Origin of the sequence: Streptomyces sp. NPDC096152, assembly GCF_044763235.1 — a bacterium.
GTDB lineage: Bacteria > Actinomycetota > Actinomycetes > Streptomycetales > Streptomycetaceae > Streptomyces.
Window position 1 is genome coordinate 228,683 of sequence record NZ_JBIWFW010000008.1, and the last position, 14,506, is coordinate 243,188.

Here is a 14,506-nt window from a genome sequence, read left to right on the forward strand (position 1 = left end):
CGGAAGATCACGTGGCAGGCAAACCGGTCAGGCCCACGAACGCCATCGACCAGACCCGGCGGATGCTCTCGCTGGTGACGTATCTCCGGGAGCGTCCCGGCGCCCGGATCGAGGACGTCGCGCGCGCCTTCGGCATCACCGAGGACGAACTGGTCTCCGACCTCGACGTGCTGCCCATGTGCGGCACCAGCTTCCGCGGCGGCGACCTGCTCGACATCGACACCGACGGCGAGCGCATCTGGTGGCACAACCCCGCGGCCCTCGGGGCGGACGCGGCCGAGCCGCTGCGGCTGGCCGCCGACGAGGCCACCGCACTGCTGGTCGCCGCCCGCGCCGTGGCGACCCTGCCCGGCCTGCGCGAGAGCGACCGGCAGGCGCTGCTGCGGGCGACCGCCAAGGTGGAGACCGCGGCCGGCGAGGCGGCCGGGGCCAGCTCCCGGCTGTCGGTGACCTTCGAGTCCGAGGGCGGTGTCTTCGCCGACGTCGACCGGGCGATCTCCGAGCGCCGCCGTCTGTGGATCCGCTACTACTCGCCCGCGCGGGACGAGGTCACCGAGCGCGAGATCGACCCCATCCGCCTGGTCAGCGTCGGCCACACGTACGTGGAGGCCTGGTGCCGCCGCTCCGAGGCGCGCCGCACCTTCCGGCTCGACCGGGTCGCCGAGATCAGGATCCTCGACGAGCCGTCCGCGCCGCCCGAGATGGAACTGCGCGACCTGTCCGAGGCGCTGGTCCAGCCCGCCGCCGAGGACCCCGAGGTCGTCGTCGAGACCGGCCCGGGAGGCCGCTGGGTCGCCGAGTACTACCCGCACGACAGCGCCGATGAGCTTCCCGACGGCGGACTGCGTATCACTCTGCGCACCCCCGAGCCGGCGTCGCTCAGACGCCTGGCGCTGCGCCTCGGGCGCGACGGCCGGATCGTCGCTCCGCCCGAGCTGGCCGACAGCGCCCGGCAGGCGGCGCGCGAGGCCCTGGCGGCGTACGACGGCGTGGAGGCCGGCGCGGCCGGCGCGGCGCCGGAACCCGGCGGGGCGCACCCGGCCCACGACGGGGCAGACGGGTGGTACGACAGGCAGGAGCTGGGGCTTTGAGCGAGTCGGCGACGTCGTCCGGAGTGCGGGATGTGCGCGGCGTGCGGGACATGTCGGTGGCGGCCGCCTTCGCCGGGATGAGAAGCGTGGCCCCGGTGGTCTTCCGGGCGGGCTGCCCCGACTGCCGGGGATGCTTCGAACTCGCCGCGAGCTCGCTGCGCCTGGCCATCGGCGCCAGCAGCCGCACCACCTTCTACTCCTTCACCTGTCCCGACTGCGGCGCCGGGGTCCGCAAGCCGGCCGGTGAGCGGATCGTCGAGCTCCTCACCGGCGGCGGGGTCAGGACGCTGCGGCTGCACTCCACGGTCTAGGCTCGGACCATGTTCTGGCCGATGTTCGCGGTAGCCGCGGGTTTCCTGGGTCTCGCCGTGCTCGGCGTGCTCGCCGTCCGGGTCTTCGTCGAGGCGCAGCGTCTCGGCAGGCAGGTCTCGGAGTCCGCGCGCCGCATCAACCGGGCGGCCGAGGACCTGGAGCGGTCGGCCGTGAGCACGGCCCGGTCCGCGGAGTCGCTGTGACCGTGCGGCGTCCCCGCGCCGGCGGTCGCAGGGTTCGCCGCGGCGCCGGTCAAGAAAGCAGTGTGAGTCCGCCCCGGCGCGCTGTTTGCGCCACCTCGCCCTGTTATGCAGTGCGCCCGGACAGGTACTCTGCTGATCGCAGCCCGGTGAACGAGGCCCGGGCCGTGGACGGGAGTACGCACGGGGATTGCCTCGCGTTCACCCCTGAGCGTTACGATCGCTGGCAGGAACGATCGATCACAGATGCGTCCGACCGGTCGGACAGCACCCCCACCCAGCCGCCTCGGTGAGAAGGTAAAGACTTATGTTCGGAAGGCTCGGAGCCCCCGAGATCATTCTCATCCTCGTCGTCATCGTGCTGCTGTTCGGCGCGAAGAAGCTTCCGGACATGGCGCGCTCGCTCGGCAAGTCCGCCCGGATCCTCAAGAGCGAGGCCAAGGCGATGAAGGAGGACGGCAACACCTCCGCCCCCGCGTCCGGCGACGAGCAGCCTCCCTCGCAGCGCACCATCCAGGCCGCTCCCGGCGACGTGGCGAGCTCGCGCCCGGTCAACGAGCCGACGGACACGACCAAGCGCTGACGCTGGGCCGGACTCCTCCGGCCCGCCGCACGAGATGAGGACGTGGGTTGCCCAAGTCTGCCCGCAAGAAGGACAGGGATCCGGAGGGGCGGATGCCCCTCGCGGACCATCTTCGTGAGCTGCGCAACCGGCTCGCGAAGGCAGTGCTGGCCATCGTGGTCGGCGCGGTCGTGGCCGCCTTCTACTACCGGGACATCATCAATCTCCTCACCGAGCCCGTCCAGCACTCGGTGGGATGCTCCAAGTCGTTCATGGAGCTGGCCCAGCAGGACAAGGGCGCCTGCGGAAACATCACCGTGGAGGGCCTGCTCGGTCCGTTCACGCTGATGATCAAGGTCGCGCTGACGGCGGGTGTCGTCATCGCGAGCCCGGTCTGGCTGTACCAGCTGTGGGCCTTCGTCGCGCCCGGCCTGCACAAGCACGAGAAGCGGTACTCGCTGGCGTTCGTCGGGGCCGGCTTCCCCCTGTTCATGGCGGGCGCCTGGTTCTCGTACCACGTGCTCCCCGCGGCGGCCAGCGTCCTGATCGACTTCACCCCCGCCGGGGCGGTCAACCTCCTGCCGCTCGACGATCTGCTGGACCTGGTCACCCGCATGGTGATCGTCTTCGGGCTCTCCTTCGAGCTGCCGCTGCTGCTGGTGATGCTGAACCTCACCGGGATCGTCACCGGGCGCAGGATGCTCGGCTGGTGGCGGGGCATGGTCCTCGGGGTCACGGTCTTCGCGGCCTTCGCCACGCCCACCGTCGACCCGATCTCCATGCTGTCCCTGGCGGCCCCCATCGTCCTGCTGTACTTCCTGGCCACCGGGTTCGCCCTGATGAACGACAGGCGCAGGCAGCGGCGCGAGGCCGAGGGACCGGGCGACGACGAGGCCTCCGAACTGGACCTCACACCGACGGACATCGGCGAGATCGAACCGGTCGGCGCCGGCCGCGTGCTGCCCGAGCAGGCGACCGCGGAGCGGGTCAACGGCTACGACGACGTCACCTGAGTGCCGCCCGCCGCGGGCGCGAGGGTGTGAAGCGGGTGAGAGGGGCCCCGGTCCGCGCGGACCGGGGCCTTCGCGTTCGCGGACCCGGGCGTGACCGATCCGGATAATGATCGTCCTGTTGTCAGTGCGGCCCGGTACGCTCGAAAGCACGATGACAGAGGATCTCTCACCGGCCGAGCGGTACGCGGCAGCACGCAGGCGCGCTGCCGAGCAGGCCACCGCGCTCGCGGGCTTCCGCGAGATGTACGACTTCGGCCTCGATCCGTTCCAGATCGAGGCCTGCCAGGCCCTCGAGGCGGGCAAGGGCGTGCTGGTCGCCGCGCCCACCGGCTCCGGCAAGACGATCGTGGGCGAGTTCGCCGTCCACCTCGCCCTCCAGCAGGGCAAGAAGTGCTTCTACACGACACCCATCAAGGCGCTGTCCAACCAGAAGTACTCCGACCTGTGCCGCCGCTACGGCAGCGGCAAGGTCGGCCTACTCACCGGCGACAACAGCGTGAACTCCGACGCCCCGGTGGTCGTGATGACCACCGAGGTGCTCCGGAACATGCTGTACGCCGGCTCCCAGACCCTCCTCGGCCTCGGCTACGTGGTCATGGACGAGGTGCACTACCTCTCCGACCGCTTCCGCGGCGCCGTGTGGGAGGAAGTGATCATCCACCTCCCCGAGTCCGTGACCCTGGTGTCGCTGTCGGCGACCGTGTCCAACGCGGAGGAGTTCGGCGACTGGCTGGACACCGTCCGCGGTGACACCGAGGTGATCGTCTCCGAGCACCGCCCCGTGCCGCTGTTCCAGCACGTGCTCGCCGGACGCCGGATGTACGACCTGTTCGAGGAGGGCGAGGGCCACCGCAAGGCCGTCAACCCGGACCTCACACGCATGGCCCGCATGGAGGCCAGCCGACCGTCCTACCAGGACCGCCGGCGCGGCCGCGCCATGCGCGAGGCCGACCGTGAGCGCGAGCGCAGGCAGCGCTCCCGGGTGTGGACGCCGGGCCGCCCCGAGGTCATCGAGCGGCTAGACGCCGAGGGGCTGCTGCCCGCGATCACGTTCATCTTCAGCCGGGCCGCCTGCGAGTCCGCCGTCCAGCAGTGCATGTACGCGGGCCTGCGGCTCAACGACGAGGAGGCGCGGCAGGAGGTGCGCGCGCTCGTCGAGGAGCGCACCGCCTCCATCCCGTCGGAGGACCTGCACGTCCTCGGCTACTACGAGTGGCTGGAGGGCCTGGAGCGCGGCATCGCCGCCCACCACGCGGGCATGCTGCCGACCTTCAAGGAGGTCGTCGAGGAGCTGTTCGTGCGCGGCCTGGTCAAGGCCGTCTTCGCCACCGAGACCCTCGCGCTCGGCATCAACATGCCCGCCCGCTCGGTGGTGCTGGAGAAGCTCGTCAAGTGGAACGGCGAGCAGCACGCCGACATCACCCCCGGCGAGTACACGCAGCTCACCGGCCGGGCAGGCAGGCGTGGCATCGATGTCGAGGGCCACGCGGTGGTGCTGTGGCAGCGCGGCATGAGCCCCGAGCACCTGGCCGGACTCGCCGGCACGCGGACGTATCCGCTGCGCTCCAGCTTCAAACCGTCGTACAACATGGCGGTCAACCTGGTCGAGCAGTTCGGCCGGCACCGCTCGCGCGAGCTGCTGGAGACGTCGTTCGCGCAGTTCCAGGCCGACAAGTCGGTGGTCGGAATCTCCCGGCAGGTGCAGCGCAACGAGGAGGGCCTGGACGGCTACAAGGCCTCCATGACCTGCCACCTCGGCGACTTCGAGGAGTACGCGCGGCTGCGCCGCGAGCTGAAGGACCGGGAGACCGAGCTGGCCCGGCAGGGCGCGAGTCAGCGGCGCGCCGAGGCCGCCGTCGCCCTGGAGAAGCTCAAGCCCGGTGACGTCATCCACGTCCCCACCGGCAAGTACGCGGGCCTGGCGCTGGTCCTGGACCCGGGACTGCCCGCGGGCCGTACCAACGGCCACCGGGGCCTCGAGTACCACGACGGCCCGCGCCCGCTGGTGCTGACCGCCGAGCGCCAGGTCAAGCGGCTGGCGTCCATGGACTTCCCGGTCCCGGTCGAGCCGCTGGAGCGGATGCGGATCCCGAAGTCCTTCAACCCGCGCTCGCCGCAGTCCCGCCGGGACCTGGCCTCCGCGCTGCGCACCAAGGCCGGGCACATCGCGCCGGAGCGGCAGCGCAAGCGGCGCTCGCAGGCGGCCGACGACCGTGAGATCGCCCGGCTGCGCACCGCGCTCCGCGCCCACCCCTGCCACGGCTGCAACGACCGCGAGGACCACGCCCGCTGGGCCGAGCGCTACCACCGGCTGATGCGTGACACCAAGCAGCTGGAGCACCGCATCGAGGGCCGGACGAACACCATCGCGCGCACCTTCGACCGCATCGTCGCGCTGCTGACCGAGCTCGGCTACCTGCGGGGTGACGAGGTGACCGAGCACGGCAAGCGGCTCGCCCGGCTCTACGGCGAACTCGACCTGCTCGCCAGTGAGTGCCTGCGCGAGCGGGTCTGGGAGGGCCTCGGGCCGGCCGAACTCGCCGCCTGCGTCTCGGCGTTGGTGTACGAGGCGCGGATCAGCGACGACGCGATGACGCCCAAGGTGCCCTCGGGCAACGCGAAGGCGGCGCTCGGCGAGATGGTGCGGATCTGGGGGCGTCTGGACGCCCTGGAGGAGGATTTCCGCATCAACCAGGCCGAGGGCGTGGGCCAGCGCGAGCCCGACCTCGGCTTCGCCTGGGCCGCCTACATGTGGGCCTCCGGCAAGGGCCTGGACGAGGTGCTGCGCGAGGTGGAGATGCCCGCGGGCGACTTCGTGCGCTGGTGCAAGCAGGTCATCGACGTACTGGGGCAGATCGCCGCGGCGGCCCCCGCGGAGGACTCGACCGTCACGAAGAACGCGCGCAAGGCCGTCGAGCAGTTGCTGCGGGGAGTGGTGGCGTACTCGTCCGTGGGGTGAGACGTACGTTCGACGGGTGCGGGGTGCGCGAGACCGTTCGCGCACCCCGCACCCGTCTGTGTGCTGTGCCGCCCCGGCGGGGCGAGGTTACGGGCGTCGGTGATCTGGAAGCGCTCGTTCACTCTTGACGGTGAGTTGCGTTCGCACGTCCGTACGCCGTGACACTCCGTGTGCGAGAGCGGGCCGAGCGTGTAAACGACCTGAGCGTACTCCTGTGCCACATGCCGATTCAGGCGCTTGCTGAATATGACATGGCGATGATCCGGTCGGACTAAGCTCGCCCGCGGCGCACCGAGTTGAGATGTATTCGTGCGCTTGTTCCCAAATCTGCCGATGTTCCAGACATTTCCATGACGTACCCCGTAGCAAGCTCCCCCGAAACCCAGCCGAATCGTCTCAGAGGGCTTACATGGTGAGTGTCCAATCACCCCCTGGTGACCGTGAACTTCCCTTCCTCCGTGTGCTGTTGCCGCCCGCCATACTGATGGCGGCGGCGACCGGGGCCGCCGTCGCCCTGGTGGCGGGGCCGGCCCGCCTCGCCGTCGGCGTCCTCGGCGCCGTCGCCACCCTGCTGGTACTCGCCACCGCGGCCGAAGCGGTGCGCCGCGGCCGCACCATCCGGGAACAGCGGGCGGAACACGCCCGCCACACCGCGCGTCTGGAGCGGCGCCTGGCCGCCCACGACCAGGAGATCGTCCGCCTCGGATCGGAGATCATCCCCACCGCGGTCCACTACCTGCGCTCCGGCAACTCCCCCCGGGAGGTCATGCTCGACGTCGTCGACGACCATCCCGAGTGGCGGCAGATCCCCGAGTCGCAGCGCACGGTGGTGCGGTCCATCCTCGACATCGTCGACCAGGAAGAGGCCCTGCGCGACTCCACCTCGCGTTCCTTCGTCAGCATCGCCCGGCGCGTACAGGCCATCGTCCACCAGCAGGCCAAGGAACTGCGGGAGATGGAGGAGGACCACGGGCGCAGCCCCGAGGTCTTCGACGACCTGCTGCGCATCGACCACGGCACCGCGCTGATCGGCCGCCTCGCCGACTCCGTCTCCGTCCTCGGCGGCGGCCGCCCCGGCCGTCAGTGGCCCAACCCGGTCACCCTCTACAGCGTGCTGCGCGGCGCCATGTCCCGGATCCTGGAGTACCGCCGCATCGAGCTGCACTCCATCGCCAAGGTCAACATCAAGGGCACCCACGTCGAGCCCGTCATCCACGCCGCCGCCGAGCTCCTCGACAACGCCACCCGCTACTCGCCCCCGCAGACCAAGGTGCACGTCACCGCGATCGAGGTGCAGACCGGCGTCGCCATCGAGATCGAGGACGGCGGCGTCAGCCTCACCGAGGAGGCCCGCGCCCGGGTCGAGAACATGCTGGAGCGCGCCAAGGCCGGCATGGACCTGCAGGACGTCGGCGAGAGCCCCCGCCTGGGCCTGGCCGTCGTGGGCCGGCTGTGCACGACGTACAAGATGCAGGTGTCGCTGCGGGCCTCCGCGTACGGCGGTGTCCGCGCCGTCCTGGTCGTGCCGAGCGACATGATGACCAACGAGCCCGCCCCCGGACTCGCCCACGGCATCGGCGCCACCGCCATCCCCAAGCCCACCGAGGGCACGGTGGAGGGGCCCAAGCGCGCCCCCAAGCGGCGCCGCCCCACCAGTCCGCGCCTCCCCGCCGCGGTGTCCCTGGAGGACGACGTCCCCGAGGTCACCGAATGGACGCCGGGCGGCCTTCCGCAGCGCCGCAGCCGGGTCAAGACCCCCCTGAGCCAGCGCATCGCCGAGCAGGTCGCCGCCGAGCGCGCCGAACAGGAGGGCCGCTCCGTGTGGTCCACGCCGGAGCCGGAGCCGAAGACCGACGAGAAGGAGCCCGAACCGGGCCTGTGGGTCGAGGCCTTCTGGGACGGCCTCAGGAAGGACAACCCCGGGCCCGACCCCACCGCGTTCACGCAGGACCCGACCGCCTTCACCCATCTGATCGACCGACCGGCCCGCGCCGAGGCCGACGACGAGGGGGACCTCAAGTGATCCAGCAGCGAGCGAACTTCGACTGGATGCTCAAGGAGCTCCACGACGGCGTACCCGGCATCGAGATGATCGTGGTCCTCTCGGCCGACGGCCTGCGCATCGCCCGCTACGGCGGCGAACCGGACGCGGCCGACCGGGTCGCCGCGGCCTGCGCGGGACTGCAGAGCCTCGCCGGCGCCGTCGCCGTCGAGATCCCCGACAGCGACGGCCGGATGAAGCTGGTCATCATCGAGATCAACGGCGGCTACTTCTACCTGATGTCCGCAGGCGCCAACGCCTACCTCGCGGTGCTCGCCGACATCCGGACCGAACCCGGCCTGATGAGCGCCCGGATGCGGGACCTCGTGGTCCGCATCGGCGCCCATCTGACCAGTCCGCCCCGGCGCAACGGGCAGACCGTATGACTCCTCCGCGACGCCAGAGGCGCTACCCCCGGCACGAACCGCCGCCCCCCGAACCCGCCAAGCAGGGCGAGGAGAAGAACCCCGAGCGCCTGTACGTGGTGGCCGGCGCGGACGAGGACGGTGCCCGTGCCGCCCTGGACCTGGTGACCCTGATCGTGGCCCGCGCCGATCCGCCCCCGTCCGCCACCCCCGAGCAGGCGACGGTGCTCCGGCTCTGCGCGGCCCCCCTGTCCGTGGCCGAGCTCTCGGCCTATCTCCACCTGCCGTTCAGCGCGATGACGGTCCTGCTCACCGAGCTGCTCACGGCCGAACTGGTTCAGGCACGCGCCCCGATCGTCCGCCAGGCCGTAGCCGACCGTTCCCTCCTCGAAGCGGTGATGCATGGACTTCAAAGACTCTGACACCGTCCCGGGACCACGGACCGAGGACCACCTGCCGCACACGGCCCAGGCCGCGGTGAAGATCGTGGTGGTCGGCGGGTTCGGGGTCGGCAAGACCACCATGGTCGGCTCGGTCAGCGAGATCAGGCCGCTGACCACCGAGGAGACCATGACGCAGGCCGGCATCGGCGTCGACGACAACTACGGCTCCGACTCCAAGACCGCCACCACCGTGGCGATGGACTTCGGCCGCATCAGCATCACCGACCAGCTGGTGCTGTACCTCTTCGGCACCCCCGGGCAGCAGCGCTTCTGGTTCCTGTGGAACGGCCTGTTCGAAGGCGCGCTCGGTGCGGTCGTGCTCGTGGACACCCGCCGCCTGGAGGTCAGCTTCGACGTCATAGGGCGTCTGGAGGAGCGCGGCGTGCCCTTCGTCGTCGCCGTCAACTCCTTCCCGGACGCGCCCCGTTACCCGCTCCAGGAGCTGCGCACGGCACTCGACCTGTCCCCGGAGATCCCCATCGTCGAGTGCGACGTCCGCCGCCGGGCCTCCAGCCGCGACGTCCTGATGACCCTGATGCGCTTCCTGCACTCGCTCGCCATGACGGGCTCGCTCACCTGACGCCCGCCGCGGCGAGGGTCTTTCTTTCGGATCTGGTCGGCTCCGGGTGACGGTGCCTTTCGAGGCGCCCGAGCGGGGTCTGGTGCGTGCGGCTGCAAGGCGGAGGAGGGAGTCGACGCGGAGCGTCGGCGACCGACGACAACGCCGCAGACGTGCGTGCCAGGCCCCGCGGCCCCCGGCAAGATCCGAAAGAGAGGCCCCAGTCCCACACTCCGCACTCACTCCCGTCCGAAAGCGACCACTGTGACGCCTGAACCCCACTCCCCGACCGGACCGGACGACCTCACCCTCGATCCGCCCCCCGGCTGCCCCGCGCACGGCGTCGGGCCCGGGGGACTGCACCGGCTGCACGAGGCACAGGACCTGACGGCGCTGTACGACCGACTCCGCAAGCGGTACGGCGCCGTGGCGCCGGTGCTGCTCCACGACGACGTGCCGATGTGGGTGGTCCTCGGCCACGCCGAGAACCTGCACATGGTGCGCACGCCCTCCCAGTTCACCCGGGACAGCCGTATCTGGACCCCGCTCAGGGAGGGCATGGTCAAGCCCGACCACCCGCTCATGCCGCACATCGCCTGGCAGCCCATCTGCTCGCACGCCGAGGGCGACGAGCACAAGCGGCTGCGCGGCGCGGTCACCGGCGCCATGGCCACCATCGACCACCGCGGTCTGCGCCGCCACATCGGCCGCTCCAGCCAGCGCCTCGTCAACCGTTTCTGCGAGGAGGGCCGGGCCGACCTCGTCGACGAGTTCGCCGAGCACCTGCCCATGGCGGTGATGTGCCAGGTCCTCGGGATGCCCGAGGAGTACAACGACCGCATCGTGCATGCCGCCCGCGACATGCTCAAGGGCACCGAGACCGCGATCGCCAGCAATCAGTACATCATGGACTGCCTGCTGCGCCTCGCCGCCCGCCGCCGGGCCCGGCCCGAGGACGACTTCACCAGCCACCTCATCGGCCACCCGGCCGCCCTCACCGACGACGAGATCGGCCAGCACCTGCGGGTGGTGCTCATCGCCGCCTACGAGGCGACCGCCAACCTCCTCGCCAACGTGCTGCGCCGGGTGCTCACCGAGCCGGGCTTCCGCGCCCAGCTCAACGGCGGGCAGATGACGGTGCCACAGGCGGTGGAGCAGTCCCTGTGGGACGAGCCGCCGTTCAGCACCGTCCTCGGCTACTTCGCCAAGCAGGAGACGGAACTCGGAGGGCAGCGCATCCGCCGGGGCGACGGACTGCTCTTCGGCATCGCGCCGGGCAACGTCGATCCCCGGGTACGCCCCGACCTGGACGCCGACATGCAGGGCAACCGCTCGCACCTCGCCTTCGGCGGCGGCCCGCACGAGTGTCCCGGCCAGGACATCGGGCGCGCCATCGCCGACGTCGGCGTGGACGCGCTGCTGATGAGGCTGCCGGACATCCAGCTCGACTGCGACGAGGAGGAGTTGCGCTGGACCGAGTCCATCGCCTCCCAGCACCTGGTGGAGCTGCCGGTGCGGTTCACGCCGCGGCCGCCGCAGGACGTGACGGCGAAGCCGAGCCTCAACCCGGCCACGGTTCCGCAGCAGCGCGCCGCCTGGGAGGTCGGCACCGACCGCCCGGCGTCCGCGACACCGTCGACCGAACCGTCGGCGTCGTCCCGGTGGGCGGTCACGTCGGCCGCGCCCTCGGCGTCGCCCGTACGGGAGGGTGCGTTGTCCGGACGTGAGGGTGCGCCGTCCGCGTGGGAGGGTGCGCCGTCCGCACCGGGGGAGACCGCACCGCCGCGGCCCGGGCCCGTGCCGGCCGGTGAACCCGCCGTGCCGGCCCGCCCGCAGGGGGCCTGGCGGCGCCTGCTGCGCTGGTGGCGCGGCTACTGACCGGCCGCCCACGTGCCGGGGGAGGACCAGGCCCCGAGCGTGCGCCCGCTGTCGAACCGGTGCTCCCGCCCCGTGACCGGATCGGTGAACTCCAGCGTCCGCGCCAGCAGTTGCAGCGGCCGCCGGAAGTCACCGGGCGGCACGGGGCCGGTCACCACCGGGTAGAGCGGGTCGCCGAGGATCGGCACGCCCAACGCGTCCAGGTGCACCCGCAGTTGGTGGGTCTGCCCGGTCGTGGGCAGCAGCCGGTAGCGCGCGAGGCCGTCCGCGCGGTGCTCCGTCAGCTCCACACGGGTCACCGCGTTCACCTCGCCCGCCACCTCGCGGGCGGTGAGCACCCCGCGCTCCTTCACGATCCGGCTGCGCACCGTGCGCGGCAGGGCGAGCCCGGGGTCGTACGGGGCGACGGCCTCGTACTCCTTGCGCACCCGCCGGTCGCCGAACAGCGTCTGGTACGCGCCGCGTTCCCCGGGCCGGACGGTGAACAGCACCAGGCCGGCCGTGAGCCGGTCCAGCCGGTGCGCGGCCGTCAGCGTGGGGATGCCCAGCTCGCGCCGCAGCCGCGCCAGCGCGGTCTCGGTGACATGGCCGCCGCGGGGGGTGGTGGCGAGGAAGTGCGGCTTGTCCACGACGACGATGTGCTCGTCGCGGTGGACGACCTCCAGCGGGAACGGCACCGGCACCTCGTCGGGGAGATCCCGGTGGAACCAGACGAACATCCCCGGCCGGTAGGCCGCGTCGGGCGCGACGGCCCGCCCGTCGGCTCCGACGATCCGCCCCGCTTCGAACATCGCGTCGACCACCCCGGGCCCGGCGCCCGACAGCCGCTCCACCAGGTGCTTGCGCACCGTGGCCCAGGCGCCCTCCCCGGGCAGCCGCACCCGCACGGGGTCCACGCCGTCGCGCTGGGGCAGGGGCGGGGGCGGAGTCGGGGTCTTGCGTCGCATCACGGCCCAGCGTACGAGGTGCGGTCCCGGCATGAGCGGTACGGGACCCGGTGCACGAGGCAGAGGTCCGGGCGTACGAGGTGCGGGTCCGGGCGTGCGAGGTCCCGGTCCCGGCGTCCGAGGCTGCGGGCCGCCCGCGGCCGGAGGCCGGAGCGGCGGCGCGCGGGGCTCAGGCGGCCGGGGGCGCGCCCTCCTGCTCCGTCTCGATACGGGCGTTCCACTCCCGTTTGGAGGCCTGCCAGCCGTCCTCGTTGTGACCGAGCCGCCAGTAGCCGGAGATGGACAGGTCCTCGCGCGGGATGCCGTGCTCGACCCGCAGCAGGCGGCGCAGCTCCTTCACGAAGCCGGCCTCGCCGTGCACGAACGCGTGCACCCGGCCCTCGGGGAAGTCCAGCGCCCGTACGGCCTCCACCAGGGCCTCGCCGACCGGCCGGTCCCCTCGGTGCAGCCAGACGACCGCCACGTCGGAGTCGATCTTCTGCTCCTCCCGCGGACCGGCCACCTCGACGAAGGCGTGCGCCACGGCGCCCTCGGGCAGGGCCTCCAGGGAGCGGGCGATCGCGGGCAGGGCGCTCTCGTCGCCCGCCAGCAGATGCCAGTCGGCGCTCGCGTCCGGGGCGTAGGCGCCGCCGGGTCCCGTGAACCGCACGGTCGCGCCCGGCTCGACGGCCAGCGACCAGGGACCGGCGAGGCCCTCGTCGCCGTGGACGACGAAGTCCAGGGTCAGCTCCCGGTGTTCGGCGTCCCAGGCCCGCACGGTGTACGTCCGGGTCACCGGCCACCGCTCCCGCGGGAGCTCCGCGCGGATCCGCTCCAGGTCGAAGGGCTCGGGGTAGGTGACACCCGCGGGCGGGAACAGCAGCTTCACGTAGTGGTCGGTGTACGTATCGGCCGAGAAGCCGGTCAGGCCCGCGCCGCCGAGCACCACGCGCTGCATGTGCGGGGTCAGCCGTTCGGTGCGGATCACCTGCGCGGAATGCGTCTTCCGCGGCTTGCGCGCCGGACGATCTGCCATGACGGCCTCCCAGTTCCCCGTGCTTAGGGTTACCTAAGTTAGCACCTTCCCCGGGTGAACACCTCGTCCGCGAACGCCTCATGGGCGGGCTTGGGCGACCTCCTCACGACCCGAGCGTGGTGAGCAGGCGCTGCAGCGAGCCGCCCAGTCCCCAGCGGGCCGCCAGCTCCTGGAGCGCCGCAGCGTCGCGCGGGGTGCGCGGCAGCGCCGTCTCCACGTCCGGCAGCGGCACGTCGTCCGCGACGCGCACCACCTTCGGCGCCACCGCGAGGTACGGCCGTGCCTCGTCGAGCCGCTTGCGCTGCGAGGGCGTCAGCCTGGCCTTCGGGTCGTCCACGGCCGCCAGGATTCCCGCCAGGTCGCCGAACCGCTCGAGCAGGACGGCCGCCGTCTTCTCCCCGATCCCGGGCACGCCCGGCAGGCCGTCGCTCGGGTCGCCGCGCAGCAGCGCCAGGTCCGCGTACCCCCGGCCGTCGACGCCGTACTTCTCGCGCAGCAGCGCCTCGTCGGTGTTCTGGAGGGTGCCGACGCCCTTGACCGGGTACAGCACGCGCACCCCGCGCGCGTCGTCCACCAGCTGGTAGAGGTCGCGGTCGCCGGTGACGATGTCGACCGGGCCCTCGGCCCGCGCGGTGAAGGTGCCGATGACGTCGTCCGCCTCGTACCCCTCGACGCCCACGCGCGCGATGCCGACGGCGTCGAGGACGGCCTCGATCACCGGGACCTGCGGGGTGAGCGTGTCGGGCACCTCCTCGGTGTCCGGGCCGCCCGGGTGCTCCTCGGCGACGCGGTGCGCCTTGTAGGAGGGGATCAGCTCGACCCGCCAGTGCGGACGCCAGTCCGCGTCCATGCACGCGACCAGACGGTCGGGCCGGTGGTCCTTGACCAGGCGGTCGACGAAGTCGAGCAGCCCGCGCACGGCGTTCACCGGCGTGCCGTCCGGGGCCTTGATCGACTCCGGCACGCCGAAGTAGGCACGGAAGTACAGGGAGGCGGTGTCGAGGAGCATCAGTCGTCCGGTCACGCCCCGCATCATGCCGCAAGGCACCGACAGTCACCGTCCCGCGCGGGACAGAGCCCCCCGGAAGCGCGAGGTCAGCGGAGTGTGAGGCGGGCCACTG

14 protein-coding genes are annotated in these 14,506 nt (G+C 72.0%); 11 read left to right on the forward strand and 3 right to left on the reverse strand.

The genetic code is table 11. The features are described from left to right. The first annotated feature begins 11 nt into the window (after window positions 1-11). From ACIQ9G_RS26895 to ACIQ9G_RS26945, 11 genes are all read left to right on the forward strand, one after another. Complete coding sequence (locus ACIQ9G_RS26895) at window positions 12-1,091, forward strand: helix-turn-helix transcriptional regulator (RefSeq protein WP_403614289.1); 1,080 nt, start codon at window positions 12-14, stop codon at window positions 1,089-1,091. Then, the gene (locus tag ACIQ9G_RS26900) at window positions 1,088-1,402 is read left to right on the forward strand and encodes a hypothetical protein (protein WP_403614292.1); all 315 of its coding nucleotides are present in this window, start codon (window positions 1,088-1,090) and stop codon (window positions 1,400-1,402) included. Before ACIQ9G_RS26895 ends, ACIQ9G_RS26900 begins: the two co-directional genes overlap by 4 nt. Before the next feature lie 9 nt (window positions 1,403-1,411). Continuing rightward, a complete protein-coding gene (locus tag ACIQ9G_RS26905) occupies window positions 1,412-1,606 on the forward strand; it encodes a hypothetical protein (protein ID WP_403614294.1) in 195 nt (64 codons plus the stop codon). 304 nt (window positions 1,607-1,910) lie between these two features. After that, the gene (gene tatA, locus ACIQ9G_RS26910; RefSeq protein ID WP_403614297.1) at window positions 1,911-2,186 is read left to right on the forward strand and encodes a Sec-independent protein translocase subunit TatA; all 276 of its coding nucleotides are present in this window, start codon (window positions 1,911-1,913) and stop codon (window positions 2,184-2,186) included. A gap of 47 nt (window positions 2,187-2,233) precedes the next feature. Next, window positions 2,234-3,178, forward strand: a complete 945-nt coding sequence (tatC, locus tag ACIQ9G_RS26915) for a twin-arginine translocase subunit TatC (RefSeq protein WP_403614299.1) — start codon at window positions 2,234-2,236, stop codon at window positions 3,176-3,178. A 106-nt stretch (window positions 3,179-3,284) separates the two neighbouring features. Continuing rightward, the gene (locus tag ACIQ9G_RS26920) at window positions 3,285-6,137 is read left to right on the forward strand and encodes a DEAD/DEAH box helicase (protein WP_403614302.1); all 2,853 of its coding nucleotides are present in this window, start codon (window positions 3,285-3,287) and stop codon (window positions 6,135-6,137) included. A 409-nt stretch (window positions 6,138-6,546) separates the two neighbouring features. Continuing rightward, window positions 6,547-8,160 carry a sensor histidine kinase gene (locus tag ACIQ9G_RS26925; RefSeq protein ID WP_403614304.1) on the forward strand — a complete coding sequence of 538 codons (1,614 nt, stop codon included), beginning with the start codon at window positions 6,547-6,549 and terminating at the stop codon, window positions 8,158-8,160. Continuing rightward, entirely contained in the window at window positions 8,157-8,564 is a 408-nt protein-coding gene (locus ACIQ9G_RS26930; protein ID WP_356190000.1) for a roadblock/LC7 domain-containing protein, read from the forward strand. The genes ACIQ9G_RS26925 and ACIQ9G_RS26930 overlap by 4 nt, the downstream gene beginning before the upstream one ends. Then, the gene (locus ACIQ9G_RS26935) at window positions 8,561-8,965 is read left to right on the forward strand and encodes a DUF742 domain-containing protein (RefSeq protein WP_403614307.1); all 405 of its coding nucleotides are present in this window, start codon (window positions 8,561-8,563) and stop codon (window positions 8,963-8,965) included. Before ACIQ9G_RS26930 ends, ACIQ9G_RS26935 begins: the two co-directional genes overlap by 4 nt. After that, a complete protein-coding gene (locus ACIQ9G_RS26940) occupies window positions 8,946-9,566 on the forward strand; it encodes a GTP-binding protein (protein ID WP_403614309.1) in 621 nt (206 codons plus the stop codon). The genes ACIQ9G_RS26935 and ACIQ9G_RS26940 overlap by 20 nt, the downstream gene beginning before the upstream one ends. A 243-nt stretch (window positions 9,567-9,809) precedes the next feature. Then, window positions 9,810-11,423, forward strand: a complete 1,614-nt coding sequence (locus ACIQ9G_RS26945; protein WP_403614311.1) for a cytochrome P450 — start codon at window positions 9,810-9,812, stop codon at window positions 11,421-11,423. Here ACIQ9G_RS26945 and ACIQ9G_RS26950 read toward each other — a convergent pair. The 3 genes from ACIQ9G_RS26950 to ACIQ9G_RS26960 form a co-directional block, all read right to left on the reverse strand. Continuing rightward, window positions 11,417-12,370: an RluA family pseudouridine synthase gene (locus ACIQ9G_RS26950; RefSeq protein ID WP_403614314.1), complete on the reverse strand. Its 954-nt coding sequence runs from the start codon at window positions 12,368-12,370 to the stop codon at window positions 11,417-11,419. The genes ACIQ9G_RS26945 and ACIQ9G_RS26950 overlap by 7 nt on opposite strands. A gap of 169 nt (window positions 12,371-12,539) precedes the next feature. Continuing rightward, complete coding sequence (locus ACIQ9G_RS26955; RefSeq protein ID WP_403614317.1) at window positions 12,540-13,385, reverse strand: siderophore-interacting protein; 846 nt, start codon at window positions 13,383-13,385, stop codon at window positions 12,540-12,542. Window positions 13,386-13,488: 103 nt separating this feature from the next. Beyond that, window positions 13,489-14,418: a 5'-3' exonuclease H3TH domain-containing protein gene (locus ACIQ9G_RS26960; protein ID WP_403614839.1), complete on the reverse strand. Its 930-nt coding sequence runs from the start codon at window positions 14,416-14,418 to the stop codon at window positions 13,489-13,491. Between the last annotated feature and the right edge of the window lie 88 nt (window positions 14,419-14,506).